At 73.0% G+C, this 25,771-nt stretch carries 23 protein-coding genes; 13 read left to right on the forward strand and 10 right to left on the reverse strand.

Features of this window, described 5'->3' with window-relative positions; translation table 11 throughout:
* The first annotated feature begins 139 nt into the window (after positions 1 to 139).
* The 3 genes from IF651_RS10260 to IF651_RS10270 all read left to right on the forward strand — a co-directional run bounded on the left by IF651_RS10260 (position 140) and on the right by IF651_RS10270 (position 2,752).
* The gene (locus IF651_RS10260) at positions 140 to 514 is read left to right on the forward strand and encodes an AtzH-like domain-containing protein (RefSeq protein ID WP_191829018.1); all 375 of its coding nucleotides are present in this window, start codon (positions 140 to 142) and stop codon (positions 512 to 514) included.
* A gap of 77 nt (positions 515 to 591) precedes the next feature.
* Positions 592 to 1,701 (forward strand): alcohol dehydrogenase family protein, encoded by a 1,110-nt coding sequence (locus tag IF651_RS10265; protein WP_191829019.1) that lies wholly within the window; start codon positions 592 to 594, stop codon positions 1,699 to 1,701.
* Positions 1,691 to 2,752: a proline racemase family protein gene (locus tag IF651_RS10270; RefSeq protein ID WP_191829020.1), complete on the forward strand. Its 1,062-nt coding sequence runs from the start codon at positions 1,691 to 1,693 to the stop codon at positions 2,750 to 2,752. Before IF651_RS10265 ends, IF651_RS10270 begins: the two co-directional genes overlap by 11 nt.
* A gap of 57 nt (positions 2,753 to 2,809) precedes the next feature.
* Here the strand turns inward: IF651_RS10270 and IF651_RS10275 are convergent, their stop codons facing one another.
* Positions 2,810 to 4,738, reverse strand: coding sequence for a phosphoenolpyruvate carboxykinase (GTP) (locus IF651_RS10275; protein ID WP_191829021.1), 1,929 nt, complete (start codon positions 4,736 to 4,738; stop codon positions 2,810 to 2,812).
* Between the two features lie 119 nt (positions 4,739 to 4,857).
* Between IF651_RS10275 and IF651_RS10280 the strand changes: the two genes are divergently transcribed.
* Complete coding sequence (locus IF651_RS10280) at positions 4,858 to 6,312, forward strand: XRE family transcriptional regulator (protein ID WP_191829022.1); 1,455 nt, start codon at positions 4,858 to 4,860, stop codon at positions 6,310 to 6,312.
* Between the two features lie 93 nt (positions 6,313 to 6,405).
* Here the strand turns inward: IF651_RS10280 and IF651_RS10285 are convergent, their stop codons facing one another.
* Positions 6,406 to 6,636 (reverse strand): hypothetical protein, encoded by a 231-nt coding sequence (locus tag IF651_RS10285; RefSeq protein WP_191829023.1) that lies wholly within the window; start codon positions 6,634 to 6,636, stop codon positions 6,406 to 6,408.
* Positions 6,637 to 6,864: 228 nt separating this feature from the next.
* Between IF651_RS10285 and IF651_RS10290 the strand changes: the two genes are divergently transcribed.
* Positions 6,865 to 7,830 (forward strand): formylglycine-generating enzyme family protein, encoded by a 966-nt coding sequence (locus IF651_RS10290; protein WP_191829024.1) that lies wholly within the window; start codon positions 6,865 to 6,867, stop codon positions 7,828 to 7,830.
* Positions 7,831 to 7,858: 28 nt separating this feature from the next.
* On the opposite strand, the gene IF651_RS10295 is transcribed toward IF651_RS10290, so the two are convergent.
* From IF651_RS10295 to IF651_RS10315, 5 genes are all read right to left on the reverse strand, one after another.
* Entirely contained in the window at positions 7,859 to 8,368 is a 510-nt protein-coding gene (locus IF651_RS10295; RefSeq protein WP_191829025.1) for a pyridoxamine 5'-phosphate oxidase family protein, read from the reverse strand.
* A gap of 109 nt (positions 8,369 to 8,477) precedes the next feature.
* Positions 8,478 to 9,437: a zinc-binding dehydrogenase gene (locus IF651_RS10300; RefSeq protein WP_191829026.1), complete on the reverse strand. Its 960-nt coding sequence runs from the start codon at positions 9,435 to 9,437 to the stop codon at positions 8,478 to 8,480.
* A gap of 186 nt (positions 9,438 to 9,623) precedes the next feature.
* On the reverse strand, positions 9,624 to 11,141 hold the full coding sequence (gene glpK / locus IF651_RS10305) for a glycerol kinase GlpK (RefSeq protein ID WP_191829027.1): 1,518 nt from the start codon (positions 11,139 to 11,141) through the stop codon (positions 9,624 to 9,626).
* Positions 11,142 to 11,196: 55 nt separating this feature from the next.
* The gene (locus tag IF651_RS10310; RefSeq protein WP_191829028.1) at positions 11,197 to 11,931 is read right to left on the reverse strand and encodes an MIP/aquaporin family protein; all 735 of its coding nucleotides are present in this window, start codon (positions 11,929 to 11,931) and stop codon (positions 11,197 to 11,199) included.
* Positions 11,932 to 12,038: 107 nt separating this feature from the next.
* Positions 12,039 to 13,787, reverse strand: coding sequence for a glycerol-3-phosphate dehydrogenase/oxidase (locus IF651_RS10315; protein ID WP_191829029.1), 1,749 nt, complete (start codon positions 13,785 to 13,787; stop codon positions 12,039 to 12,041).
* A gap of 210 nt (positions 13,788 to 13,997) precedes the next feature.
* Here IF651_RS10315 and IF651_RS10320 point away from each other — a divergent pair, with 210 nt between their 5' ends.
* Together IF651_RS10320 and IF651_RS10325 are read left to right on the forward strand one after the other, a co-directional pair.
* Complete coding sequence (locus IF651_RS10320) at positions 13,998 to 14,954, forward strand: sugar-binding transcriptional regulator (RefSeq protein ID WP_191829030.1); 957 nt, start codon at positions 13,998 to 14,000, stop codon at positions 14,952 to 14,954.
* A gap of 66 nt (positions 14,955 to 15,020) precedes the next feature.
* Complete coding sequence (locus IF651_RS10325; protein WP_422110476.1) at positions 15,021 to 15,551, forward strand: amino-acid N-acetyltransferase; 531 nt, start codon at positions 15,021 to 15,023, stop codon at positions 15,549 to 15,551.
* 37 nt (positions 15,552 to 15,588) lie between these two features.
* Here IF651_RS10325 and IF651_RS10330 read toward each other — a convergent pair whose 3' ends face one another.
* The gene (locus tag IF651_RS10330) at positions 15,589 to 16,572 is read right to left on the reverse strand and encodes an A/G-specific adenine glycosylase (RefSeq protein ID WP_191829031.1); all 984 of its coding nucleotides are present in this window, start codon (positions 16,570 to 16,572) and stop codon (positions 15,589 to 15,591) included.
* 223 nt (positions 16,573 to 16,795) lie between these two features.
* Between IF651_RS10330 and IF651_RS10335 the strand changes: the two genes are divergently transcribed.
* Positions 16,796 to 17,632 carry a hypothetical protein gene (locus IF651_RS10335; RefSeq protein WP_191829032.1) on the forward strand — a complete coding sequence of 279 codons (837 nt, stop codon included), beginning with the start codon at positions 16,796 to 16,798 and terminating at the stop codon, positions 17,630 to 17,632.
* 15 nt (positions 17,633 to 17,647) lie between these two features.
* Here the strand turns inward: IF651_RS10335 and disA are convergent, their stop codons facing one another.
* Positions 17,648 to 18,733 (reverse strand): DNA integrity scanning diadenylate cyclase DisA, encoded by a 1,086-nt coding sequence (disA, locus tag IF651_RS10340; protein WP_191829033.1) that lies wholly within the window; start codon positions 18,731 to 18,733, stop codon positions 17,648 to 17,650.
* A 98-nt stretch (positions 18,734 to 18,831) separates the two neighbouring features.
* Entirely contained in the window at positions 18,832 to 20,265 is a 1,434-nt protein-coding gene (radA, locus tag IF651_RS10345; RefSeq protein WP_191829034.1) for a DNA repair protein RadA, read from the reverse strand.
* Between the two features lie 149 nt (positions 20,266 to 20,414).
* On the opposite strand from radA, the gene IF651_RS10350 reads away from it, so the two are divergent.
* The 5 genes from IF651_RS10350 to IF651_RS10370 all read left to right on the forward strand — a co-directional run bounded on the left by IF651_RS10350 (position 20,415) and on the right by IF651_RS10370 (position 25,706).
* Entirely contained in the window at positions 20,415 to 21,116 is a 702-nt protein-coding gene (locus IF651_RS10350) for a hypothetical protein (RefSeq protein WP_191829035.1), read from the forward strand.
* Between the two features lie 74 nt (positions 21,117 to 21,190).
* A complete protein-coding gene (proC, locus tag IF651_RS10355; RefSeq protein ID WP_191829036.1) occupies positions 21,191 to 22,081 on the forward strand; it encodes a pyrroline-5-carboxylate reductase in 891 nt (296 codons plus the stop codon).
* Positions 22,082 to 22,125: 44 nt separating this feature from the next.
* The gene (locus IF651_RS10360; RefSeq protein WP_191829106.1) at positions 22,126 to 23,157 is read left to right on the forward strand and encodes a LacI family DNA-binding transcriptional regulator; all 1,032 of its coding nucleotides are present in this window, start codon (positions 22,126 to 22,128) and stop codon (positions 23,155 to 23,157) included.
* A 116-nt stretch (positions 23,158 to 23,273) separates the two neighbouring features.
* Positions 23,274 to 24,884 carry a xylulokinase gene (locus IF651_RS10365; protein ID WP_191829037.1) on the forward strand — a complete coding sequence of 537 codons (1,611 nt, stop codon included), beginning with the start codon at positions 23,274 to 23,276 and terminating at the stop codon, positions 24,882 to 24,884.
* Between the two features lie 48 nt (positions 24,885 to 24,932).
* On the forward strand, positions 24,933 to 25,706 hold the full coding sequence (locus IF651_RS10370; RefSeq protein WP_191829038.1) for an L-ribulose-5-phosphate 4-epimerase: 774 nt from the start codon (positions 24,933 to 24,935) through the stop codon (positions 25,704 to 25,706).
* Positions 25,707 to 25,771: the final 65 nt, after the last annotated feature.

Genomic DNA, 25,771 nt, shown 5'->3' on the forward strand with positions numbered 1-25,771 from the left:
GGGAAAGGGCGGGATCGACACGGTCGGCGTCGTCGTGCCGACGGGCGAGTCCGAGCAGCCTCGGGCAGGGTTGCCCGAGGCCGGGAGGCCGCGGCGGCCAAGGGGTCTCGCCGAGGACTGCGAGCATGCTGGGGGACGGATGGATCGCGACGGGGCGATGCGCTGGGTGGAAGAGTACGAGCGGACGTGGCGGACGCAGGACGTCGCGGCGGTGGCCCGGCTCTTCACCGACGACGCCCGCTACCTGCGCTCGCCCTTTGCGGAGCCGCTCGTCGGTCTCGACGCGATCGGGCGGTTCTGGCTCGTGGACGACGGCGCGTCGTTCGCGATGCGTGCCGAGGTGGTCGCGGTCGACGGCGCGGATGCCGTCGTGCGCGTCGAGGTCGAGTACCTCGAGCCCGAGCAGCAGGAGTACCGCGACCTGTGGGTCCTGCGGTTCGCGCCGGACGGGCGCGTCGAGCACTTCGAGGAGTGGGCCTACTGGCCTGAGAAGCCGTACACGGTCGCCGGCTGATCGTCGGGCACCCGCCGGTGTGCCACCTCGCGCTGCTGAGGTGCCCGGTGCGGTGCTGCTGACACTAGGCTCGGGCGATGGAGGCGATCCCAGCACAGATGAAGGCGGTCCAGCTCGTCGGGCACGGCGGGCTCGACCAGCTCGTGTACCGCGACGACGTCCCGACACCTGAACCGGCGGCCGGCGAGGTCCTGGTCGACGTGTCGGCCTGCGGCATGAACAACACCGACGTATGGGTGCGCGAGGGGGCCTACGGCACCGAGACCGACCCCGCCTCGGTCTCCACCTGGCGGCGGGGGAGGTCCACGCTCACCTTCCCGCGCATCCAGGGCACCGACACGGTCGGGCGGATCGTCGCCGTCGGTGACGGCGTGCCCGCCGGCCGTGTGGGCGAGCGGGTCATGGTCGACTTCTCGATCTACAACCGTCCCGAGGGCGACGACTCCCTGGCGGACATCGACTACATCGGCCACGGCCGGGACGGCGGGTACGCCGAGTTCATGACGGTGCCGGCAGAGAACGCCTACGAGGTCACCGCCGACATCGCGGACGCCGAGCTGGCGACCTTCTGCTGCGCTTATCTCACCGCCGAGCAGATGCTCGACCGGGCGCGGCTGGCCGCCGGAGAGCGGGTCCTCGTCACCGGGGCCTCCGGCGGCGTGGGCTCGGCGATCGTCCAGCTCGCCCGGGTCCGGGGAGCGATCCCCTACGCCGTCACGTCCGCCGGCAAGGAGGACGCGATGCGCGAGATCGGGGCCGAGGACGTCGTCCTGCGCGACGCCCCCGACCTGGTGGCCGAGGTGGAGCGGGTCGTGGACGGGCCGGTGGACGTCGTCGCGGACCTGGTCGCGGGCCCGCTGTTCAACGACCTGCTGCGGATCCTGCGCCCGGAGGGTCGCTACACGACCGCCGGGGCCATCGGCGGGCCCGTCGTGGACCTGGACCTGCGCACCGTCTACCTCAAGCAGCTCGAGCTGCACGGGTCCTCCCAGGGCACCCGCACCGCGTTCCGGCGTCTGCTGCGCTACATCGAGGACGGCGACATCAAGCCGCTGCTCGACCGGACGTTCCGCCTGTCCGACTTCCACGACGCGCAACGCACGTTCATGGGAAAGACCTACATCGGCAAGCTGGTCGTGGTCCCCGACCGGCACTGGAACACCGTGGGAGCCCCCTATGCACCGTGAGCGCACGCTGCACCTCATCGACACCCAGTCCGGTGGCGACGTCAGCCGGATCGTCGTCGCCGGCGTCGAGCCGCTGCCCGGCGCGAGCGTGCTGGAGAAGGCGCGCTACCTGCAGCACGAGGGGGACGGGCTGCGGCGCCTGCTGCTGTCGGAGCCGTACGGGGACCCGGCCATGTCGGTCGACCTGATCGTCGAGCCGAGCCGGCCCGAGGCGCAGGCCGGCTACATCATCATGGAGGCGATGGGGTACCCGCTGTACTCCGGCTCCAACACGATCTGCACCGTGACGGCTCTCCTGATGAGCGGGATGATCCCGCTGGAGGACGGGCTGCAGGACGTGGTGCTCGAGTCGCCTGCCGGCCTGGCACGGATCAGCACCCGGAACGTCGACGGTCGGGTCGCGTCCGTCACGACGCAGGGCGAGCCCGCGTACGTCGCCGACCAGGGCCTCGCCGTCGACGTGCCGCACTACGGCCGGGTCGAGTTCGACCTCGTGTGGAGCGGTGCCTACTACGCGATGATCGACGCCACGAGGCACGGCTTCACGATCGACCGCGAGCAGCAGATCGCGCTCACCGCGTTCGGTGACGCCTTCGTCCGTGCGGCGCGTCCGGGGCTGCGGCAGGAGCATCCCGAGCTCGGCGAGGTCGGCCCGCTGCCGTTCGCGCACTTCATGGGTCCGGTGCGGCAGCTGGCCGACGGCCGCTGGGAGTCGCCGTCGGCCACCTACGTGCATCCCGGGGTGCTGTGCCGTAGCCCCACCGGGACCGGCACGTCGGCGCGACTGGCACTGATGGCCCGGCGCGGCGAGATCAGCGAGGGCGAGTCGCTGGAGACGATCTCGCCGCGCGGCAACCGCTTCGTCGGGACCGTGCTGAGCGAGGCGCGGGTGGGGGAGTACGCGGCGCTGCACTCGACCATCACGGGGGGTGCCCGGCTGCTCGCACACTCCCGCATCACGGTCGACCTCGACGACCCGCTGGTGGACGCCTCGGACCTGGAGCACGTGCTCTCGGACCAAGACCTCGCCACAGCACCCGCCGAGAAGTGAGCTGTCGCCCCTGGATCGGCCGGAACAGGGGCGGCAGCTCACTTCTCGGCGAACCGGTCAGGACGTGAGGCGGTCACGCAGGCGCGCCAGCTGCACCCACAGCTCGGCCGGGACGCGGCCTGCGAACGTGTCGAAGAACTCGGCCGTGAGGCCCGCCTCGGCGAGCCACGGCTCGACGGGGACGTCGAACAGGGCGTCGAGCGCGCCGTCGGGCAGGTCGAGCCCGTCGGTGTTCAGCGCACCGGGTGCCGGGAGCAGCCCGACCGGGCTCTTCACGGCACCGCAGTCGGTCCGCACCCCGCGCGACCGGTCCACCTGCGCGGCGATCCACGCGAGGACGCGCGAGTTCTCGCCGAACCCCGGCCACAGGAAGCCGCCGCCCGCGTCCTTGCGGAACCAGTTGACCTGGAAGATCTTGGGTCGCTTGTCCGCGTCGAGCGACGCGCCCACGCGCAACCAGTGCGCCCAGTGGTCGGCCATGTTGTAACCGCAGAACGGGAGCATGGCGAACGGGTCGCGGCGCAGCTCGCCGACCGCGCCCTCTGCCGCGGCCGTGCGCTCCGACGAGATCGTCGCGCCCATGAACACGCCGTGCTCCCAGCCGTAGGCCTGCGCGACGAGCGGGACGTTGCTCGCGCGCCGCCCGCCGAAGACGATCGCGTCGATCGGCACGCCGTCGGGGTCCTCCCACGAGTCGGCGATCGTGGGGCACTGCGCAGCCGCGACGGTGAACCGGGAGTTCGGGTGCGCGGCGGGACGGCCGGCGCCCGGCGTCCAGTCCTGGCCGGTCCAGTCGACGAGGTGGGCGGGAGGCTCGGGCGTCAGGCCCTCCCACCAGACGTCGCCGTCGTCGGTCAGCGCGACGTTCGTGAAGATCGTGTCCCGGTCGAACGTCTCGACGGCGGCGGGGTTCGTCTCGATCCCGGTCCCGGGGGCGACGCCGAAGAAGCCCGCCTCGGGATTGATGGCTCGCAGGCGCCCGTCCGGCCCCGTGCGCAGCCACGCGATGTCGTCGCCGATCGTCTCGACCGTCCAGCCGGGGATCGTCGGGCGCAGCATCGCCAGGTTGGTCTTGCCGCAGGCCGACGGGAACGCGGCGGCGAGGTGGTAGCGGCGGCCCTCGGGCGACGTCGCGCGGATGACGAGCATGTGCTCGGCGAGCCAGCCCTCGTCGCGTGCCATCGCCGACGCGATGCGCAGGGCGAAGCACTTCTTGCCGAGCAGCGCGTTGCCTCCGTAGCCCGAGCCGTACGACCAGATCTCCCGGGTCTCGGGGAAGTGCGCGATGTACTTCGTCGCGTTGCACGGCCAGGCGACGTCCTCGGTGACTGCGCCCATGTCGTCGATCAGCGGCGCGCCGACCGAGTGCACGGCCGGGACGAACGGTGCGCCGTCGTCGATCAGGTCCATGACGTCCCGGCCGACGCGCGTCATGATCCCCATGCTCACGACGACGTACGGCGAGTCGGTGACCTGGACGCCCACCTGCGAGATCGGCCCGCCGACGGGACCCATGGAGAAGGGGACGACGTACATGGTGCGTCCGCGCATGGACCCGTCGAAGACGCCGCGCAGCTCGGTGCGCATGACCTCGGGCTCGCGCCAGTTGTTCGTGGGGCCCGCGTCGACCTCCTCGCGCGAGCAGATGAACGTCCGCGACTCGACGCGCGCGACGTCGTCCGGGTCCGAGCGCGCGAGGTAGCTCCCGGGACGCAGCTCGGGGTCGAGCGGGAGGAGCGTGCCGGCGTCGACCATGAGGTCGACCAGGCGCTGCTTCTCGGTAGCGGACCCGTCGCACCAGACGATCGCGTCGGGCTCGGTGAGATCTGCGATCCCGCGCACCCAGACGCGGGCGTCACGGGGGCGGGGGTCGGCGGTCTGCGCGGGGGACCCGAACGCGGCGGCCGTGATCCCGGCCAGCTCGGACTCGACGTCGTCGAGCAGGGCGGCGTGGCGCGTGCGACGAGGGTTGGCGGTCGTGGTCATGGGGGGCTCCCTGCGAGTGGTGAGAAGCTCTTGCCGATGACTCCACTCTGGCTGGCCTGTTCGAGGCTTTCCATCCCTCAAGCCGTGAAGATTCGTCGATCTTGACGTAGCGTGAAGGGATGGCCGAGTCCGGGAGCGACCTCATCACGCTCGGGCGGCGCGTGCGGCACTTCCGCGCGGCGCGCGGCCTGACCCTCGACGCGCTCGGGGACGCGGTCGGGACGGCGCCGAGCCTGCTGTCCATGATCGAGAACGGGCGCCGCGAACCGCGGCTGTCCCTCCTGAACCAGATCGCCCAGGCCCTCGACGTCGCGGTCGCGGACCTCCTCACGGACGAGCCGCCGTCGCGACGGGCGGCGCTGGAGATCGAGCTCGACCGTGCGCAGCGCGGGCCGCTGTTCGCGTCCCTGGGCCTGCCGTCGGTGAAGGCGAGCCAGAAGCTCCCGCAGCCGGTGCTGGAGAACCTCGTCGGCCTGCACGCCGAGCTGCAGCGCCGTGCGACCGAGGCCATCGCCACGCCCGAGGAGGCGCGCCGGGCGAACACCGAGCTGCGGCTCGAGCGCCAGGCGCGCAACAACTACTACCCGGAGATCGAGGCGCTCGCGGAGGACATGACCCGGCGCGCGGGCTACACCGTCGGCGCGCTGACCCACCGGACGGTGGCCCGCATGGCGGAGCAGCTCGGTTTCACCATCTGGCACGTCGACGACCTGCCCCACTCCACCCGCACCGTCACCGACCTGCGCAACGGCCGCATCTACCTCCCGCCCGCGTCGATTCCCGGCGGGCACGGCCTGCGCTCGCTCGCGCTGCAGGCCCTCGCGCACCGCGTGCTCGGGCACGAGCGGCCGCGGTCGTACGCCGAGTTCCTGCGCCAGCGCGTCGAGATCACGTACTTCGCGGCGTGCTGCCTCATCCCGCAGTCGGCCGCGGTCGACTTCCTCGAGCGGCGCAAGCGCGAGAAGGACCTGGCCGTCGAGGACTTCCGCGACGCGTTCGGCGTCACGCACGAGGCCGCGGCGCAGCGCTTCACCAACCTCGCCACCGAGCACCTCGGCATCCCCCTGCACTTCCTGCGCGTGGGCGACGACGGCGCGCTGTTCCGCGGGTACGCCAACGACGGTCTCCCGCTGCCCGCCGACGTCACCGGCGCGATCGAGGGGCAGATGGTGTGCCGCCGGTGGGCGGTGCGCGAGGCGTTCACGCGCCGCGACCGCGCCCAGGAGTCCTACCAGTACACCGACACCCCGGCCGGGACGTTCTGGTGCTCCACCCAGACGGGCACGACGGCGTCCGGCCAGTTCTCCCTGGCCGTCGGGGTCCCGTTCGCCTCGGCCAAGTGGTTCCGCGGCCGTGACACGACCGTCCGACGCCAGTCGCAGTGCCCGGACGAGTCGTGCTGCAAGCGCCCCGCCGCGGACGCCGCCGCGCAGTGGGAGGACGGCTCCTGGCCCAGCGCCCGCATGCACCAGCACGTCCTCACCGCGCTCCCCAGCGGAGCCTTCCCGGGCGTCGACGCGACGGAGGTCTACGCCTTCCTCGACAAGCACGCGCCGTCGTCGGACGGGTCCTGATGTGGACCGGCACGACGAAGCCTGACCTGCCGGACCCGGCGTGGCGCCCCGATGTGCGGACTGATCGGCACGTAGTCCAGGTCGGCAGGAGGCTCAGCCGTGGAGCGGGCAGCCGCGGGCCGAGACGCGCGCCGTCAGGCGCTGGACGACGTCGCCCAGGCGCAGGCCGTCGTGCTCGAGCTCGTTCGTCACCCACGCCTCGGTGTTCCCGACGTGCGCGGCCGTCTCGAGCGACAGGTCCGCGTCGACGAACATGTCGTCGTCGTAGAGATCTCCCCAGTCCTTGCGCGTCGCGAGCGCCTCGGCGGCGCGGACCGGGCGCACGCGCGGTGTGCGACTGCGCGTAGCCGGACTCGTGCAGCACAGCGTGGAGCGGGTTCGTACGGAACGACGTCGCGGCTGCGACACCGGCGAGGAACGTGTCGGTCAGCTCGTCCGGAACCCCGCGGTCGAACGCCTCGGCGACGAGCCGGTGGATCCGCCCCGGGCCCGGCGTCATCCCCAGGTGCTCGTCGTCGGGACGGCACCGGCGGGGACGGAGATGATGGCGGGATGACGAACGCACGTCCCACCGACCTGGTCCCGATCGCGGGCGGTCGGTTCCGCATGGGTTCCGAGAGCTTCTACCCGGAGGAGGGGCCGGTCGTCGACGTCGACGTCGCTCCCTTCGAGATCGCCCGGACACCGGTGACGAACCGCGAGTTCGCCGCGTTCGTCGCGGAGACCGGCTATGTCACGACCGCGGAGCTCGCGCCCGATCCCGCGGACTTCCCCGGCGCCGACCCGCGGTTGCTCGTGCCGGGCTCGCTCGTGTTCACCCCGACCGACGGGCCGGTCGACCTGGGGGACTGGCGGCAGTGGTGGCATTGGGAGACGGGCGCGTGCTGGCGGCACCCGGCCGGCCCGGGCTCGTCGGCGGACGGGCTGGACGACCACCCCGTCGTCCAGGTGTCGTTCCTGGACGCGAGCGCCTACGCGGGGTGGGCGGGCCTGCGTCTGCCGACGGAGGCCGAGTGGGAGCTGGCGGCCCGCGGCGGGCTCGTCGGCGCGACGTACACGTGGGGCGAGGAACCCCAGGACGGGAGGCGTGCGAACACGTGGCAGGGGAGGTTCCCGTACCGCAACACCGGCGCGGGCCGGGGCGGGTGGCGCGGGACGTCGCCGGTCGGCTCGTTCCCCTCGAACGGCCACGGGCTGGCCGACATGACGGGCAACGTCTGGGAGTGGACGGTCGACGCGTGGACCGACGGGCACCGCCGCTCCGACCTTCCCGCGCTGACCGCGGAGACGGGGGTACCGCCGGCGTGCACGTGCGGCTGCGGGCCCGACGGCGGTGGCGCGGGCGCTCGGGCCGACGGCACCCCGGGGGCGTCGGTCGCGCCGCCGGAACGCCTCGTGCTCAAGGGCGGGTCGCACCTGTGCGCACCGGAGTACTGCCTGCGCTACCGCCCCGCAGCAAGGTCACCCCAGACCCCCGACTCGGCGACGACGCACATCGGCTTCCGCTGCGCCCGTTGAGGGCGCACGAGCCGCTGGGCGCACACGCTCAGAGCCGGACGGTCTCGTTCTCCCCGCCCTCGTACGGCTTCCCGGCAACCTTGGTCGCGACGAGCCGGAACAGCGTCGCGACCCGGCCACCGGGGGAGTCCCAGTACTCGGCGGACTCGGCGTGCAGGCGGATGAGGACGACGTCGGGCGTGTCCGGCCCGTCGGGGAACCACGCGTCGGCGACGGCGTTCCACAGCTCGCGGATCTTGTCCGGGTCGTGGACCAGGCTCGCTCGCCCGGAGAGCGACACCCACGAGCTCTTGCCCGAGAACGCGGCGTTCGCGGCGGAGTCCTGCGCGATCTCCGCGACCTTGTGCGAGTCTCCCGCAGCGAAGAACCACAGGTCTCCGTCGAAGTCGACCGCCTGGACGCCCATAGGCCTGCTGACCAGACCGCCGTCCGTCGCGACGGTCGTCAGCATGGCGATCTGCTCGTCCTCGATGAGCTCGCGGACCTTCGCGACCTCGTCGGCGTCCGCGTGCGGCAGGTCCTGGTGCGTGTCGGTCATGACGCCTCCTGTCGTGCTCGGCCGCGCGTCTCGCGGCCCTGGTCGACGCTAGGCAGCCCGCGCTCCGCTCGCTCGCCGAGCAGCGGTGCCGGCCCGGGCCTGCACGCGGTCAGCCCTCGCGCACCATGACGACGGCCTTGCCACGCGCTCTCCCCGTGCCGTGCCAGGTGAGCGCGGCAGGCACGTCCGCGAAGGTGAACGTGCGGTCGATGTGGATCGCGATCTCGCCGCGCGAGCACAGGTCGGCGACCGGGCCGAAGTGATCCGGGTCCTCGTGCACGAAGAGGACGCCGAGCCGCGCACCGGTCACCGCGCCCAGGACCGGCCCGACCGTGAGCATGCGCAGCATCGTCCGCAGGGTCCCCCCGACCATCAGGCACCGACCGCCACGGGCGAGCGCGCGCCGGTACGCGAACACGGAGCGCCGAGCGACCAGGTCGACGACGAGGTCGTACGGCCCGGTCCGCGTGAAGTCGGTGCGGCGGTAGTCGATCACCTCGTGCGCGCCCAGCTGCTCGACGAAGTCGAGCTTCCCGGCGTCGTCCACGCCCGTGACGTGCATGCCCCTCGCTACCGCGAGCTGGATCATGAAGCTGCCCGAGCCGCCACCGGCACCGTTGACCAGCAGCCGTCCGCCGGGCCGGCCCGAGGCGAGCGCCTGCAGGGCGATGGCGCCCGGTTGGGGGATGATCGAGGCCTCGGCGAAGCTCAGGTCAGGTGGCTTGCGCACCAACGACTTCTCCGGCATGGCCACGTACTCCGCGAACCCGCCCCGGCGCGGCATGCTGTCGCCGAAGACCTCGTCACCGGGACGGAGCCGCGTGATCCCCTCGCCGACCGCGACGACCCGACCGGCGACGTCGGACCCCAGTATCCGGGTGCGCGGAGCGCGGAGCCCGTCGAGGCGGGTGTAGCCGGGACTTCCCCGCAGCGCCTCCCAGTCCGACAGGTTCACCGACGTCGCGACGACCTCCACGAGTACCTCGCCGCGTGCCGGGGCAGGCGTCGGCACGTCTCGGAGCCGCAGCTCGTCGACCGACCCGTACCGCTCGTACACCCACGCGCGCACACGACCTACGGTAGGGAGCGCGCCCTCCCGGCGCGAGAGGGCGCGGCGGAGGGGCGGGGGGCTCGACGCCGGTCGTGGCGGGTCTGGCGGGAGCCTGCGAGGTACGAGCAGGCGGGTGGAAGACCGGCGTCGAGCACCCCGACCCTCGGGCCACGCAGGTGCACCACGGGAGAGTGGGGGGACGGGCTACTGCTCCACGTCGTCGTCCACCCAGTCCAGCGTCTTCGTGACGGCCTTCTTCCAGTTGCGGTACAGCCGCTCGCGCTCGTCGGAGTCCATCGACGGGGTCCAGCGCTTGTCCTCCGCCCAGTTCGCGATGACGTCCTCCTCGCCGTTCCAGAACCCGACGGCGATGCCCGCGGCGTAGGCGGCACCGAGCGCCGTCGTCTCCGCGACCTTGGGGCGCACGACGTCGACGCCGAGCTGGTCGGCCTGGAACTGCATGAGCAGCTCGTTGGCGACCATGCCGCCGTCGACGCGCAGCTCGGTGAGGTCGACGCCGGAGTCCGCGTTCATCGCGTCGAGCACCTCGCGCGTCTGGTAGGCGGTCGACTCGAGCGCGGCGCGCGCGATGTGGTTGCGGTTCACGAACCGCGTGAGACCGACGAGCGCGCCCCGGGCGTCCGCACGCCAGTACGGCGCGAAGAGCCCGGAGAACGCCGGCACGAAGTACGCGCCCCCGTTGTCCTCGACCTTCCCGGCGAGCCACTCGACGTCGGGCGCGTCCTCGAACAGGCCGAGGTTGTCCCGCAGCCACTGGATGAGCGACCCGGTGACCGCGATCGACCCCTCCAGCGCGTACACCGGGGCCTGGTCGCCGATCTTGTAGCAGAGCGTGGTGAGGAGCCCGTTCTCGCTCATCACCTTCTCCGTGCCGGTGTTGATGAGCATGAAGTTGCCGGTGCCGTAGGTGTTCTTGGCCTGACCCACCTCGAAGCACGCCTGGCCGAACGTCGCCGCCTGCTGGTCGCCGAGGATCCCGGCGATGGGGACTCCGGGGACCATGCCGCGCTGGCGACCCTCGCCGTACACCTCGGAGGACGACCGGATCTCGGGGAGCATGGACAGCGGGATGCCCATGTCGGCGGCGATGTCCTCGCGCCACGACAGCGTGTCGAGGTCCATGAGCATGGTGCGCGACGCGTTGGTCACGTCGGTGACGTGCACGCCGCCGTCGGTCCCGCCGGTCATGTTCCACAGCACCCACGTGTCGGTGTTGCCGAACAGCAGGTCGCCCTTGTCGGCCTTCTCTCGTGCGCCCTCGACGTTGTCGAGGATCCACTTGACCTTGGGTCCGGAGAAGTAGGTCGCGAGCGGCAGCCCGACGATCGACTTGTACTTCTCCGCGCCCTCGTCGCCGCCGAGCTCGTCCGCGATCTTCTGCGTGCGCGTGTCCTGCCACACGATCGCGTTGTAGACGGGCTTGCCGGTGGTCTTGTCCCAGACCACCGCGGTCTCGCGCTGGTTGGTGATCCCGACGGCGGCGATGTCCTCGTGCGTGAGGTTCCCCCGTGTGAGGGCGAGCCCCACGACCTCCCGCACGTTGTTCCAGATCTGCTCGGGGTTGTGCTCGACCCAGCCCGCCTTCGGGAAGATCTGGTCGTGCTCGAGCTGACCGGTGGAGACGATCTCCCCGGAGTGGTTGAAGACGATGGCACGCGAGCTGGTGGTGCCCTGGTCGATGGCGAGGACGTAGTCGGCCATGATGAGTTTCAGTCCTTCACGTCGGTGTGGTGGGTGGGGGAGGGTGCTGGTCAGGTCAGCCGAAGGCGACCAGGGGAGCGAGCAGGCCGGCGATGACGCCGCCGACGATCGGTCCGAGGACCGGGACCCAGGCGTAGGACCAGTCGCTCGAGCCCTTGCCCCTGATCGGCAGCAGGGCGTGCGCGATGCGCGGGCCGAGGTCACGGGCAGGGTTGATGGCGTACCCGGTCGGGCCACCGAGGCTCGCGCCGATGCCGACCACGAGGAGCGCGACGGCCAGGGGGCCCATGTCGCCGGGCCAGTTGCCGAACGACAGGACGACGAAGACCAGCACGAAGGTCGCGATGACCTCGGTGACGAAGTTCCAGCCGTACGAGCGCAGCTCGGGGCCGGTGGAGAAGACACCGAGCTTGGTGGCGGCGGGCGCCTCCTCGTCGAAGTGCTTCTTGTACGCGAGGAACACCAGCAGCGCACCGATCGCGGCTCCCGCCATCTGCGCCGTGACGTAGATGAAGCCGTTCGCGGCGGTGACCGGGATGCCCGGCGCGAACTCCTCCGCGCCGCTCGCCCAGATGCCGAACGTCACGGCCGGGTTGATGTGCGCACCCGTCTTGAACGCGACGAACACACCGGCGAACACCGCGAGGCCCCAGCCGAAGTTGATCATCAGCCAGCCGCCGTCGAACCCCTTGTTCCTCGGCAGGATCGCGTTCGCGACCACGCCGCCACCGAGCAGGAGCAGCATCATGGTGCCCAGGAACTCGGTGACGAAGATCTCCCACGTTGACATCGTCGTTCTCTCCTTGTCGTCGGACCTCGTTGTCTGATCTACGCGGCGCAGCGGGTGCGTCGTGGTCGTTCAGCTCGGTGCAGCCGTCGCCTCCTGCGCGCGAGCGGTCAGACGGGCCGCAGGGGTTGCATCGGCGCCACGTCGTCCGCCGCGAGGCGGGTGGTCTCGGCGCTCGCGTCGTCCGGCTCGTGCTCGGCCGCGTCCTCCGCCTCCGCGCGCTGGGTGTAGCTGCGGACCTCGGCCTCGCGGGTCGCGTCGTCCCAGCCGAGGATCTCGCCGGCGATCCCGGCGATCTCGGGGAGCGCGGCGAGACCGCGGTCGACGATCTCGTAGTTGAGCCGGGTGCGGTGCACCAGCAGGTCCTCGAGATGCAGAGCGCCCTCGTGCGAGACGCCGTAGGCGATCTCGGCGCGGAGGTACGCCGGTGCGTGCTCGAGCGGCTTCGCGAGATCGGGCTGCGACTCGCACAGCTCGACGATCTCGCGCAGGTTCGACCCGTAGCGGTGCAGCAGGTGGTCGACCATCTTGGGGGTCCAGCCGTAGCGCGACGCCCAGGGGCGTGCCTGGCGGCGGACGGCGTCGAGCCCGACCGCGCCCAGCAGCGGGATCTTGTGCGTGATCGACCCCAGTGCGCTCGCGCGCTGCCCGATGGCGAAGTCGACGGCGTCCTTGGCCATCACGCGGTAGGTCGTGAGCTTGCCGCCCGCGATCACGGTGAGGCCGGGCGTCGGGGACGCGACGGTGTGCTCGCGGGAGACCTTGGACGAGCTCGTCCCCTCCTTGGTGCCGGGTTGCAGCAGGGGTCGCAGGCCCGCCCAGGTGCCGATGATGTCGTCGCGCGTCAGCGGGTGGGCGAGCACGGCGTTGGCGTGCTCGAGCACGTAGTCGATGTCCGCAGCCGTGGCGACGGGGTGCTGCAGGTCCTGCTCCCAGGGCGTGTCGGTCGTGCCGATGACCCAGTACCGCGACCACGGGATGACGAAGAGGACGGACTTCTCGGTCTGGAGGATCAGCCCGACGGTGCCCTTGATCCGCTCTCGCGGCACGACGATGTGGACGCCCTTGGAGGCCAGGACGTTCAACCCGCCCTCGCTGCCGGCGAGCCCCTCGGTGTCCTCGGTCCACACGCCCGTCGCGTTGATGACGGAGCGGGCACGGGCGGTGATCTCCCGGCCGGTCTCGAGGTCGGCGAGGACGGCGCCGTTGACCGCGCCGGTCGGCCCCTTGGTCAGGGACACCACCTGGGTGCGCGACGCCGCGTGCGCGCCGTAGGAGGTGGCCGTGCGGACCAGCGTGGACACGAGGCGGGCGTCGTCGACGGACGCGTCCCAGTACTGCACGGCGCCGACGGCCGCGTCGTGCGCCAGGTCGGGGAACTTGTTGGCCATCTGCTTGCGGGTCAGGTGGCGGTGCAGAGGGAGCGGTCGCTGCCCGGGCGACACGCTCGCGAGCGTGTCGTAGAGCGCGATCCCCGCGCCGACGTAGGCCCGCTCCCAGACGCGGTGCTCGAGCGGGTAGAGGAAGGGGACGGGGCGCACGAGGTGGGGCGCGATCTCCTTGAGGAGGAGGTCGCGCTCGGTCAGCGCCTCGTGCACGAGGTGGAAGTCGAGCATCTGCAGGTAGCGCAGCCCGCCGTGCACGAGCTTGCTCGAACGGCTCGACGTGCCCGACGCCCAGTCCTGCGCCTCGACGATCGCGGTCGAGAGCCCCCGGGTGACGGCGTCGAGCGCGATCCCTGCGCCGGTCACACCGCCGCCGATGACGAGCACGTCCAGCTCGGCGTCGGCGGTCGTGCTCGCCTCGAGCGCTCCGAGGGCCTGCTGCCGGGACTCGGCCGTGAGTCGCGTCGATGCCATGCGTTCCTCCTCGTGCCCGCTCGGGAGGCGGATACGCGATCCGAGCGCTCAGTGTGACGGTCCCACGCCGCTGCGGAGTGCGCGAACGGAGCGGTCGTGCCCTCGTCCGGCCGGTCCGACCGGGCGATGGATCTACGTCACCACGTGGCGAACGGACGCGCAACCGGGTTGCACAAACGTGCAGAATGGGTGCTGACGAGAGGGGAACGCATGAGCGCTCGGGAGCAGGACGTCCTGCGGGCAGCATCGATGTACTACCTGCAGGACATGACCATGGAGGCCATCGCCAAGCACCTGCACACGTCCCGGTCGACGGTCTCGCGCCTGGTGAAGCGGGCACGTGACACCGGTCTGGTCGAGATCAGGCTCCGTCCGGCGCAGGGGAAGGGGCCAGGGATCGGTCAGCACCTCGCGAGCACGTGGGGCATCGACGTCTACGTGGTCCCGGTCCCGGACCAGGTGACGCGCGTGGACCGGCTGGAGCAGGTCGCGATGTCGGCGGCGCGGCTGCTGGGCAGCTGGTTCGACTCGGACATGACCCTCGGCATCGCGTGGGGGACCACCCTCTCCGCGGTCGCACGCCACCTTCCGCGCCGCCCGACACGCGGGAGCGCCGTCGTGCAGCTCAACGGTGCCGCGAGCACGCGGTCGTCCGGCCTGCACTACGCGGGCGACCTGACCGCGGGCTTCGGCGCGGCGTTCGACGCGCAGGTGCACGACTTCCCGGTGCCCGCGTTCTTCGACTACGCGGAGACGAAGCGGGCGATGTGGCGCGAGCGTTCGGTGCGCCGCGTCCTGGACGTGCAGCGGCACGCGGACATCGCCCTCTTCTCGGTCGGTGCCGTGTCCGGCGGTGTCCCGTCGCACGTGTACTCGGCCGGCTACCTGGAACCGGAGGACGTCGCGGTGCTGGAGGACGAGGGTGTCGTCGGTGACGTCTGCACGGTCTTCCTGCGCCAGGACGGGACCTACCGGGACATCGCGCTGAACGCCCGCGCGACCGGACCTGCCCCGGACGAGCTGAGGCGGGTCCCGCGTCGGGTGTGCGTGGTCGCGGGGGACAACAAGGTGGCCCCGTTGCGAGCGGCGTTGCGGGCCGGCGTCGTCACCGACCTGGTGATCGACGAGATCACGGCGTCCCGGCTGGTCTCCGATCCCAGGCTGTGAGCTCCCACCGGTATTCTACTCAGCGACCTGCATGACTATGCACACCACCGGGTGGCGCCGTAGATTGTGCACGTGACCGAACCCATCCCGCCTGCCCCCGGAGTCGTCGTGCGCGCCGCGCTGCCGGCGGACGTGCGCGCGATCCGCGGGCTCGTCCAGCCCTACGCGCAGGACCGCATCCTGCTCGCCAAGGAGATGGTCGGCTACTACGAGTCCGTCCAGGAGTTCCTCGTCGCGCAGGGGCCGTCGCGCCAGGTCGTCGGCTGCGGGGCGCTGCACGTCATGTGGGACGACCTCGCAGAGATCCGCACGCTCGCGGTCGACCCCGCCTGGACCGGGCACCGCATCGGCCACGCGCTCGTCGTCGAGCTGGTCGCTCGGGCGCGTGCGCTCGGTCTGCGGCGGGTGTTCTGCCTGACCTTCGAGGTGGACTTCTTCGCCCGCCACGGGTTCCAGATCATCGAGGGCGCTCCGGTCACCCACGAGGTCTACGCCGAGCTGCTGCGCTCCCACGACGACGGCGTGGCCGAGTTCCTCGACCTCGCGCGCGTGAAGCCGAACACCCTCGGCAACACGCGCATGCTCCTCGAGCTGTGAGGTCGGCGGGGTGGGGCGCACCCCGTCCCGGATCGGCTCAGGTGGGCAGCGTGCAGCCGCCGTCGTCGTCCGTCTCGACCAGACCGTCCTCGACGAGGCTCGCGACGCACCGGTCGAGCTGCGCGGCGTCGTGCCACAGCGCGTGCAGCGCCGTGCGGTCCAGGGGTCCGTCCCCCTCGCGCAGCGCCGCCATGACACGGCCCCGGGCCTGGCGATCCGTCCCCGCCCAGGTCTGGGTGCGACGTCGGGCCGCGTGCTCGTCCGCCGGACGCCCCGCGAGCCGCCACGCGCAGCGGTCGCGCAGCGGGCACTCGCCGCACCGAGGGTTGCGCGCCGTGCACACGAGCGCCCCCAGCTCCATCGACGCGCACGCCCACAGCACCGCGGCGTCGTCGGGCTCGGGCGCGTATGCCGTGGCGAGCCGCCGCTCGGCGGCGGTGAACGACGGCGCGGGCAGCGCGGTCCCACCCACGGCGCGCGCCAGGACCCGCCGCACGTTGGTGTCCACGACCACGGCGTGCCGACCGTGCGCGAACGCCGTCACCGCCGCCGCCGTGTACTCGCCGACGCCGGGCAGCGCGCGCAGCGCGTCCTCGCCGCGGGGCACGTCGCCCCCGTGGCGCTCGACGATCGCCCGCGCGCAGTCCTGCAGGCGCAACGCCCGGCGGGGGTAACCCAGGCGACCCCACGCGCGCAGCACGTCCGCGGTCGGCGCGGCCGCGAGGTCGCCGGGCGTCGGCCACCGTTCGACCCATGCGCGCCAGGCGGGCTCGACCCGGACGACCGGCGTCTGCTGCAGCATGACCTCGCTGACGAGCACCCCCCAGGCGGTGCGGTCCGCCGCTCGCCACGGCAGGTCGCGCGCGTGCCGGGAGTACCACTGCCCGACGGCGTCCCGGACCTCCTCGGCGCAGGATCGTGGGGCCGTGGTGCCGGTGCCGGTGCCGGTGCCGGTGCCGGTGCGTGGGCCTGTGGCCGCGCCGCGGTCCGGCCGGGGGGAGGAGGGGGTCGGTGCCGTCATCGTGCTCCATTGTGCGTCGGACGGCGCGGTGCCGGGTGCCGGGAGCGCGACCCGCCGCGAGACCAGCACGGGTCCGGGCCACGGCGGAACTACGGTGGTGCCTGGCGCCGACGGCGCGACGGACGGAGGACCAGTGGGCACGGGGAACGACACGCGGCACGGCGGCGCCCGGACGGCCGGGCCTGCACGGCCTTCGTCCGGGACCCTCTGGCGCCGACGTCTCGTGGCGCTGCTCCTGCTCGCCGGCCTCGTGACCGGTCTGGTGCTGCTCGGTCAGGTCACCGTCCGCGCGGTGGAGCCCTTGTTCGCCGCCGACGAGGAGACCGCGGGCAAGGTCGCTCCGCCCTCGCCCGGGCCGACGGGTCCGCCGGAGGACTGCACGGCGGCGGACGTCGCCCTGTCGATCACGGCGGACAGCCCCGAGATCCCGGCGGGCGGTAGCGCGCAGCTCGAGGTCACGGTGCGGCACGTGAGTGCACGCGCGTGCCTGCTGGACGGGTCCGACGTCGGGCGTCCGGTCGTCGTGACGCGTGCCGCGGCGGACGGCGCGCAGTCCGACGACGAGGCGGGGTCCGACGACGAGGCGGGGTCCGACGACGGTGCGGCGGTCGACGGTGCGGCGGACGAGGAGAAGTCCGCCGCGGGCGACCGGGGCACGGGGAAGGACGCCGCGCAGGAGGCGCACGTGTGGTCGTCCGCCGACTGCGGCGCGTCGGGCCGCATGCTCCTGCTCGGTGGGAGCGACGTGGACGTCGCGACGGTCTCGTGGGACGGGACGACGTCCACGCCGGGGTGCGAGAGCAAGCCTGCCGCGTCGGGTCCGGGCACCTACCGGGTGGTCGCGACGCTCGCCGGCGTCGAGGGCGCGACGAGCGACCCGGTCGAGGTCACCTTCCTCGAGCCGGAGCCGGAGCCGGAGAAGGAGAAGGAGAAGGAGAAGGCGCCGAAGGACGAGAAGGAGAAGGCGCCGAAGGACGAGAAGGGTGGGCCCGAGAAGGACGCCACGACGCAGCCGGACGAGCCGGACGAGAAGCCGTCCGAGGACGGTGCGCAGGACTGACGTCCCGGCGCCGGGTCAGACGTACCGCTCGAGGATGCTCGACTCGGCGAGCCGGGACAGGCCCTCTCGCACCGAGCGCGCGCGCTGCTCGCCGACGCCCTCGACGGACATGAGGTCGTCGACGCTCGCCGCGAGGAGCTTCTGCAGCCCGCCGAAGTGGGTCACGAGCCGTTCGATGACGCTGACCGGCAGGCGGGGGACGCGGGACAGGAGCCGGAAGCCGTGCGGGGCGACGGCGGCGTCGAGCGCGTCCCCACCACCGGGGAGCCCGAGGACACGGCCGATCTGCCCGAGGTCGAGGAGCTGCGTCGAGCTCAGCGTGCCGAGCGCCTCCTTCACGTCCGCGACGCTTCGGCCACCGCGCGCGAGGTCGACGTAGTCGCGGACGACGAGCTCGCGGTCCGAGCTGATCCCGCCGATGAGCTCGTCGAGCTGGAGGGCGAGCAGTCGGCCGTCGGTGCCGAGCTCGATGACGTACCCGGCGATCTCGTCCGAGATCCGCGCGACCATCTCCAGGCGCTGCACGACCGCGCACACGTCGCGCACGGTGACGAGGTCCTCGATCTCGAGCGCCGACAGGGTGCCCGAGACCTCGTCCAGGCGCGCCCGGTACCGCTCCAGGGTCGCGAGCGCCTGGTTCGCGCGGGACAGGATGGTGTCGGAGTCCTCGAGCACGTGGCGCTGGCCACCGACGTACAGCGCGACGATGCGCATCGACGCGCTCACCGAGATGACGGGGAACCCGCTCTGCTTCGCCACGCGCTCCGCGGTGCGGTGCCGCGTGCCGGACTCGGTCGTCTCGATCGTGGGGTCGGGCAGCAGCTGGACGGCGGCGCGCAGGATGCGATGGGCGTCCCGGTCGAGGACGACGGCGCCGTCCATCTTCGACAGCTCGCGCAGCCGGGTCGCCGAGAACGCGACGTCCAGCACGAACCCGCCCGAGCACATCTGGGCGACGACGGGGTCGAGGCCGAGCACGATGAGCGCACCGGTGCGGCCCCGCAGGATGCGTTCGAGGCCGTCTCGCAGCTCCGTGCCGGGCGCGACGGCGGCGAGGGTCTCCCTCAGAAGCTCGTCCAGGCGGGAAGGGGTCGTGACCACGACGCGATCCTACGCTGCGACGGTTGCCCGGCGCGGGTGTGCGCCGCAGGTGTCGGGAGCGGTCTCACGGAATGGTCAGAGGGGCCGGGTCGGGAAGGTCATGCGCTCGCCCGCGCCAGCTCGACGGCCTCGCCGAGGTGCCGCGCCGGAAGGATCGTCATGCCCTCCACCGGGCGCGGGAACGAGCCCCGCGGGACGACGGCGCGCGTGAAGCCCAGCCGACCGGCCTCCGCGAGGCGGCGGTCGAGCCCCGTGACCGGCCTGATGTCACCCGCGAGACCGACCTCGCCGAACGCCACCGTGCCCGCCGGCAGGGCCTCGTCCTCGCGCGCGGACAGCACGGCGAGCGCGATCGAGAGGTCCGCGGCGGGCTCGGTCACCTTCGCCCCGCCGACGGTCGAGACGTAGACGTCCTGGTCGACGAGCCGCATCCCCGCGTGCCGGTGCATGACGGCGAGGATCATCGCGAGCCGGTTGGCGTCGACCCCGCTCGTGGTCCGCCGGGGGTTGGACAGCGAGCTGGGCACGACGAGGGACTGGATCTCGAGCGCGAGCGGCCGTCGCCCCTCGAGCGTCACGGAGATGCACGTCCCGGGTACGCCGGCGCCGGTGTGGGAGAGGAACAGCCCGCTCGGGTCGGCGAGGCCGATGATGCCGTTCTCGGAGAGGTCGAAGCAGCCCACCTCGTCCGTGGGGCCGTACCTGTTCTTGACCGCACGCACGAGCCGCAGTCGTGAGTGCCGGTCGCCCTCGAACTGGCACACCACGTCCACCAGGTGCTCGAGCGTCCGGGGACCGGCGACGGAACCGTCCTTGGTGACGTGACCGACGAGCACCACGGGCAGGTCGCGCGCCTTCGCCGCGGAGATGAGGGCGGCAGCCACCTCGCGCACCTGGCTGACGCCGCCGGGAGCCCCCTCGACCTGCGCGGACGCGATCGTCTGGACGGAGTCCACGATGAGCAGGTCCGGTGCGATCTGGTCGACGTGGCCGAGGACGGTCGCGAGGTCGGTCTCCGCGGCGAGCAGCAGGTCGGGGGCGAGCGCGCCGACCCGCTCGGCCCGCAGGCGCACCTGGCCGGCCGACTCCTCGCCGGTCACGTACAGGACGCGTCGGGGTCCCGGTGCGGACGGCCCCGCCGCACCCCCGCCCGGCAGGTCCGAGGCTCCTGCCGCGACGTTGCTCGCGACGGACAGGAGCAGCGTGGACTTCCCCACGCCCGGCTCGCCCGCGAGCAGGACGACCGCGCCCGGCACGATCCCGCCGCCGAGGACCCGGTCGAACTCGGCGACGCCGGTGGGGGTCGCACGCGCGGACTCGACGTCGATCTCGCCGATCGGTCGCGCGGGCGACCGCGTCGGGGCGACGGGAGCGGTCCGCGGGCCGGTCGCCGGCGCGTCCTCGGTGACCGTCCCCCACTCCTGGCACTCCCCGCACCGACCGACCCACTTCGAGGTGGTCCACCCGCACTCGGCGCAGCGGTAGCCCGGTCGAGAGCGACGGGGTGCGGTCCGGGACGTGGTGGTCGACACGTCGGGGACGCTACCGGTCGGGTCCGACACCGCTCTTCGGGCACGCCCGCCGTGCTGCAGGGTGCGCGGTTCCCCGCCGCCTACGCTGTGCACACCAGGCGCGGCCTCGGGGCGTACGTGCCGTGCACGCAGGACAGGAGGCGGAGCAGATGAGCGGACCGGTGGGTGGTGCCCCGGGCGGGACGGCGACGCCGCCGCGCCCCCGGCGTCACGACGACGCGATCGGTGCGAGCGAGAACCGGCACGGCCGCCCTGCCTCGCCCGCCGTCTACCGCCGGCGCCGGCTGCTCGCGCTGGTCCTCCTGCTGGCGGTCGTCGCCGCCGTCGTGCTGTTCCTCGCGCTCGTGTGGCCGGGGTTCGCGACCGCGGAGGCCGACCAGGCGCCCGAGCCCACCGTGACCGTCACCGCCGAGGCGCCGACGCCGACGATCGAACCGGTGCCGCGCACGGCGCAGACCCCGTTCGCCGAGGCCCTCCCGTCGACCGTCCTCGGGTTCGCCCTGACCGAGGAGGCGGAGCAGGAGGAGTGGACGACGGCGGGCGCGATCGAGGCCTACGCGTTGCGGTACGCGGACGGCCCCGGCGACGACGCGGTCGTCGTCACCGTGACCGCGGGGCAGTACGCGTCCGAGGCCGAGGCCCAGGTGGCGGCGCAGGCGCTCGTCGAGGCCGCCGGCACCGGTGGGGACCAGGGCGAGGTCACGGTCGAGGGCGAGGTCGCGGGCACCTGGGTGCTGAGCCCGGGCGACGACGGGACGTCCACGGTCACGTGGTCCAACGGGACCGCGGTGCTGCAGGCGACGGGACCGGACGACGTCGTCGAGGACGTCTACTCCGCATACCCCCTGTGACCGCGGACGCCCCGTAGGACACAATGCGGGGGACCGGGCAGCATCCATCTTGACCGCGAGGACCCAGAGGACCCATGACCGACACACCTGCTCGGCAGCTCCTGCCCCGCCTCGCCGTCCTCGGCACGGGCGTGATGGGCGAGACCGTCCTCACCGCTGCCCTGGGCGCGGGCTGGGCCCCGGACGACGTGGTCGCGACGGTCCGTCGCCCGGAGCGCGGGCGCGAGCTCGCCGAGCGCCACGGTGTGGACGTGAGCCAGGACAACGTGGCCGCGGTGACCGGGGCGGGCGTCGTCGTCGTCGCGGTCAAGCCCAAGGACGTGGGGGCGCTCCTCGACGAGATCCACGACGCGCTCGCCGCGGGGACGGTGGTCGTCAGCGTCGTGGTGGGGCTCGCGACGACGTTCTTCGAGCGGCGGCTGCCCGCGGGCTCGTCCGTCGTGCGCGTCATGCCGAACACCCCGTCCGTGGTGGGGGCGGGCGTGAGCGCGGTGAGCGGGGGGAGCGGCACCCACGAGCGGGACCTCGCGCTCGTGGAGGCCATGCTGGCGCCCGCCGGGCTGGTGGTCCGGGTCGCCGAGAAGGACCAGGACGCGGTCGCCGCGCTGTCCGGCTCCGGTCCCGCCTACACGTTCTACGTGATCGACGCGCTCGCGGAGGCGGGGGTGCTGCTGGGACTCACGCGGGCCACTGCGCTCGAGCTCGCGACGGCGACGGTCCAGGGCGCGGCGACGATGCTGCGCGAGACGGGCGAGCACCCCGCCGTCCTGCGCGAACGCGTGTCGTCACCGGGCGGGACCACGGTCGCGGCCCTGCGCCGGCTGGACGCCGGCGGGGTGCGCGCGGCGTTCCTCGATGCGCTCGAGGCGGCGCGCGACCGCTCCGTCGAGCTCGCGGCGACGCTCGACGTCCCGCCGGGGCGGGCCGGTTCCGAGGGCACGGGGCACGAGGGGACGGGCCGGTGAGCGCCGCACCCACCGGGTCCTCCCCGCGCACCAGGCCGCCGGCCATGGCCGACGTCGCGCGCCTCGCCGGCGTCTCGCACCAGACGGTCTCCCGCGTGCTCAACGAGCACCCGAGCGTGCGCGACGAGACGCGTGCGCGGGTGCTCGACGCGATCGCGACCCTCGGCTACCGGCGCAACAGCGCGGCGCGCGCGCTGGTGACCATGCGGTCGGGGACGATCGGGGTGGTCACGACGGGCTCGGCGCTGTACGGGCCGACGTCGACCCTCATCGCGGTCGAGGAGGCCGCGCGCGAGCAGGGGTACTTCGTGAGCGTCGCGACGATCCGCCGGTACGACGGCGACACCATGCACCGCGTGCTCGAGCACTTCATGGACCAGGGCGTCGAGGGGATCGTCGTCATCGCGCCGCACTCGGACGTCGCCGCGGCGGTGGACTCGTTCCGCGCACCGGTGCCGGTGATCCTGATCGCCGCGCGCGACCACCCGGGCGAGGGCTCCGAGCAGCCGCAGGTGCCGGGTGCCGGCAGGGTGCTGCCGGTCGCGGTCGACCAGCGCCTCGGGGCGAGGCTGGCCACGGAGCACCTGCTGGGCCTGGGGCACGCGACCGTCGAGCACCTGTGCGGCCCGATCGACTGGTTCGACGCGCGTGAGCGCGAGACCGGCTGGCGCGGCGCCCTGGAGCAGCGGGGTGCGCGGGTCCCGGACCCGATCCGGGGCGACTGGTCCTCCGACCGCGGGTATGCCGTGGGGCTGGACCTGGCGACCGCCGTGCGCTCGGGCGCAGGACCCACCGCGATCTTCGCGGGGAACGACCAGCTCGCCCTGGGCCTGCTGCGGGCGTTCTGGGAGTCCGGGGTCCGGGTGCCCGACGACGTGTCGGTCGTCGGGTTCGACGACGTCGCCGGCTCGGGGCACTTCATCCCGCCGCTGACCACGGTGCGCCAGCCGTTCGGGACGCTGGGACGGCGCTGCATGGCGATGATGGTCGACGCGTTCCAGGGGCACGCGGTACGGCCGGTGTCGATCGCGCCGGAGCTCGTCGTCCGGGAGAGCACGACCAGTCCGCGCGGCTGAGCGGCGGTCCGCGGGACGACCGCGGCGAGCGGTGTTGGCCCCGACCGTGTGTGAGCGCTAACATTCAAGCGGACAGTCCACGACCGAGCGCGACGTCGCGACGAGGAGATTCAGCAATGGTGCAGCAGGAAGCCGACGGGCTACGGGCCGCGGTCGTCGCAGGGGAGACCTCGCTCGGCATCGAGCTCGGATCCACCCGGATCAAGGCGTGCCTGGTGGGACCGGACGGCTCCCCGATCGCCGAGGGCAGCCACGAGTGGGAGAACGAGTACGCCGACGGCGTGTGGACGTACTCGCTCGACGCGGTGCACGCGGGCCTCGCCGAGAGCTACGCGGGACTGGTGGCCGACGTCGAGCAGCGGTACGGCGTGCGACCGACCACCTACGGCGCGATCGGCGTGTCCGCGATGATGCACGGGTACCTCGCGTTCGACGCGGCCGACGGGCTGCTCGTGCCGTTCCGCACGTGGCGCAACACGAGCACCGGCCCGGCCGCGGCCGAGCTCTCCGAGCTCTTCGGCTACAACATCCCGCTGCGCTGGTCCGTCGCGCACTGGTACCAGGCGGTGCTCGACGACGAGGCGCACGTCCCGGAGGTCGCCTCGCTGACGACGCTCGCCGGGTACGTCCACCGTCGCCTGACGGGCCGCTCGGTGCTCGGCGTGGGCGACGCGTCGGGCATGTTCCCCGTCGACCCGGCGACACGCGGCTACGACCGGCGCCTGCTCGACGCGTTCGACGAGCGCGCCGCGACCCGGCGCGCCGTCCCGAAGCTCGAGGAGCTGCTCCCCGAGGTCCTCGTCGCGGGCCAGGACGCCGGTCGCCTCACGCCCGACGGCGCCGCGCTCCTCGACCCGACGGGCACGCTCCTGCCCGGTGTGCTGCTCTGCCCACCCGAGGGCGACGCCGGTACGGGGATGGTGGCGACGCACTCGGTCGCCCCGCGCACCGGGAACGTGAGCGCGGGCACGAGCATCTTCGCGATGGTCGTCCTCGAGCAGCCGCTGGCGAGCGTGCACCACGAGCTCGATCTCGTCACGACCCCGGCCGGCGACCTGGTCGCGATGGTGCACTGCAACAACGGTGCGAGCGAGCTGGGCGCATGGGCGGGCGTCCTCGGCGAGCTCGCGACCGCGCTCGGCAGCGAGGCCGGGCGGGACGACGTCTTCGCTGCGCTGTTCCGCGCGGCGCTCGACGGCGATGCCGACGGCGGTGGGCTGCTGGCGTACAACTACCTCGCGGGCGAGCCCATCACGGGCCTCGACGAGGGCCGGCCCCTGGTCGTCCGCACGCCCGGCAGCCGGTTCACCCTCGCCAACTTCGCGCGCACGCAGATCTACGGCGTGTTCGGCACCCTCGCGCTCGGCATGCGCGTGCTCGCCGGAGAGAACGTCGGGCTCGACGCGATGTTCGCGCACGGCGGGCTCTTCCGCACCGAGGGTGTCGCGCAGCGCTTCCTCGCGGCGGCGATCGACGCGCCGGTCACGGTCGGGCGGACCGCGGGCGAGGGCGGAGCGTGGGGCATCGCGCTGCTCGGGTCGTTCTCCCGGGCCCGGGAGAGCCAGCCCGGTCTCGACCTCGCCACGTTCCTGGGCGAGCAGGTCTTCGCGACCGCCGAGCTCGACACGGTCGCCCCGGACGCCGAGGACGTCGCCGGCTTCGCGGCCTATCTGGAGCGGTACGACGCCGGCCTCGCGGTCGAGCGCGCCGCCGTGACGGCGCTGTAGACCCGCCGGACCCGTACCCGGACACGTGAGACCTGAGGAGAAGGACCGATGAGCACCATCACCCCGAGCGGGACCGCGCCGAGCGACGGGACCGGGTCCGCGGCGTCGGGCGTCCCCGAGGCGCTGCGCGCCGCGGTCGACGCCGCCAAGGAGCGCGTCGCCGCGCTGCACGCCGAGCTGCCGCGCTGGGAGCTGGTCGTGTGGACCGCCGGCAACGTGTCCGAGCGGGTGCGCGTGCCGGTCGGCGACGGCGAGCCGGAGGGCTCGCGCGACCTGCTCGTCATCAAGCCGTCGGGCGTCTCGTACGACGACATCACACCGGACGCGATGGTCGTGTGCGACCTCGACGCGCACCTCGTCGAGGGTGAGCGGGCACCGTCGTCGGACACGGCCGCGCACGCGTACGTGTACCGGCACATGCCCGAGGTGGGCGGCGTCGTGCACACGCACTCCACCTACGCGACGGCGTGGGCCGCGCGCGGGGAGCCGGTGCCGTGCGTCCTGACGATGATGGCCGACGAGTTCGGCGGCGACGTCCCCGTCGGGCCGTTCGCCCTCATCGGCGACGACTCGATCGGTCGCGGCATCGTCGAGACGCTGCGGGACTCGCGCAGCCCTGCGGTCCTCATGCGCAACCACGGCCCGTTCACGATCGGCAAGGACGCGCGCGCCGCGGTCAAGGCCGCGGTGATGTGCGAGGAGGTCGCGCGGACCGTGCACATCAGTCGCCAGCTCGGCGAGCCGACACGCATCCCGCAGGCCGACGTCGACTCGCTCTACGCGCGCTACCAGAACGTCTACGGCCAGCAGCCCGCTCGCTGAGCCGTACCCGCACCACCCGCACAGCACCACACGACAGCACCACGGACGAGCCGCGCCGACGCGGT

Source organism: Cellulosimicrobium arenosum (assembly GCF_014837295.1).
In the GTDB taxonomy this organism is placed as follows: Bacteria; Actinomycetota; Actinomycetes; order Actinomycetales; family Cellulomonadaceae; genus Cellulosimicrobium; species Cellulosimicrobium arenosum.

Bases quoted from the DNA above. Each gene is read 5' to 3' on its own strand.
- IF651_RS10360 (WP_191829106.1), top strand. From the start codon at position 22,126: ATGGCCGACGTCGCGCGCCTCGCCGGCGTCTCGCACCAGACGGTCTCC.
- IF651_RS10260 (WP_191829018.1), top strand. From the start codon at position 140: ATGGATCGCGACGGGGCGATGCGCTGGGTGGAAGAGTACGAGCGGACG.
- IF651_RS10370 (WP_191829038.1), top strand. From the start codon at position 24,933: ATGAGCACCATCACCCCGAGCGGGACCGCGCCGAGCGACGGGACCGGG.
- IF651_RS10330 (WP_191829031.1), bottom strand. From the start codon at position 16,572: ATGACGGCACCGACCCCCTCCTCCCCCCGGCCGGACCGCGGCGCGGCC.
- IF651_RS10275 (WP_191829021.1), bottom strand. From the start codon at position 4,738: ATGACCACGACCGCCAACCCTCGTCGCACGCGCCACGCCGCCCTGCTC.
- IF651_RS10350 (WP_191829035.1), top strand. From the start codon at position 20,415: ATGAGCGGACCGGTGGGTGGTGCCCCGGGCGGGACGGCGACGCCGCCG.
- IF651_RS10365 (WP_191829037.1), top strand. From the start codon at position 23,274: ATGGTGCAGCAGGAAGCCGACGGGCTACGGGCCGCGGTCGTCGCAGGG.
- IF651_RS10295 (WP_191829025.1), bottom strand. From the start codon at position 8,368: ATGACCGACACGCACCAGGACCTGCCGCACGCGGACGCCGACGAGGTC.
- IF651_RS10320 (WP_191829030.1), top strand. From the start codon at position 13,998: ATGAGCGCTCGGGAGCAGGACGTCCTGCGGGCAGCATCGATGTACTAC.
- proC (WP_191829036.1), top strand. From the start codon at position 21,191: ATGACCGACACACCTGCTCGGCAGCTCCTGCCCCGCCTCGCCGTCCTC.
- IF651_RS10280 (WP_191829022.1), top strand. From the start codon at position 4,858: ATGGCCGAGTCCGGGAGCGACCTCATCACGCTCGGGCGGCGCGTGCGG.
- IF651_RS10270 (WP_191829020.1), top strand. From the start codon at position 1,691: ATGCACCGTGAGCGCACGCTGCACCTCATCGACACCCAGTCCGGTGGC.
- glpK (WP_191829027.1), bottom strand. From the start codon at position 11,141: ATGGCCGACTACGTCCTCGCCATCGACCAGGGCACCACCAGCTCGCGT.
- IF651_RS10290 (WP_191829024.1), top strand. From the start codon at position 6,865: ATGACGAACGCACGTCCCACCGACCTGGTCCCGATCGCGGGCGGTCGG.
- IF651_RS10310 (WP_191829028.1), bottom strand. From the start codon at position 11,931: ATGTCAACGTGGGAGATCTTCGTCACCGAGTTCCTGGGCACCATGATG.
- IF651_RS10265 (WP_191829019.1), top strand. From the start codon at position 592: ATGGAGGCGATCCCAGCACAGATGAAGGCGGTCCAGCTCGTCGGGCAC.
- IF651_RS10315 (WP_191829029.1), bottom strand. From the start codon at position 13,787: ATGGCATCGACGCGACTCACGGCCGAGTCCCGGCAGCAGGCCCTCGGA.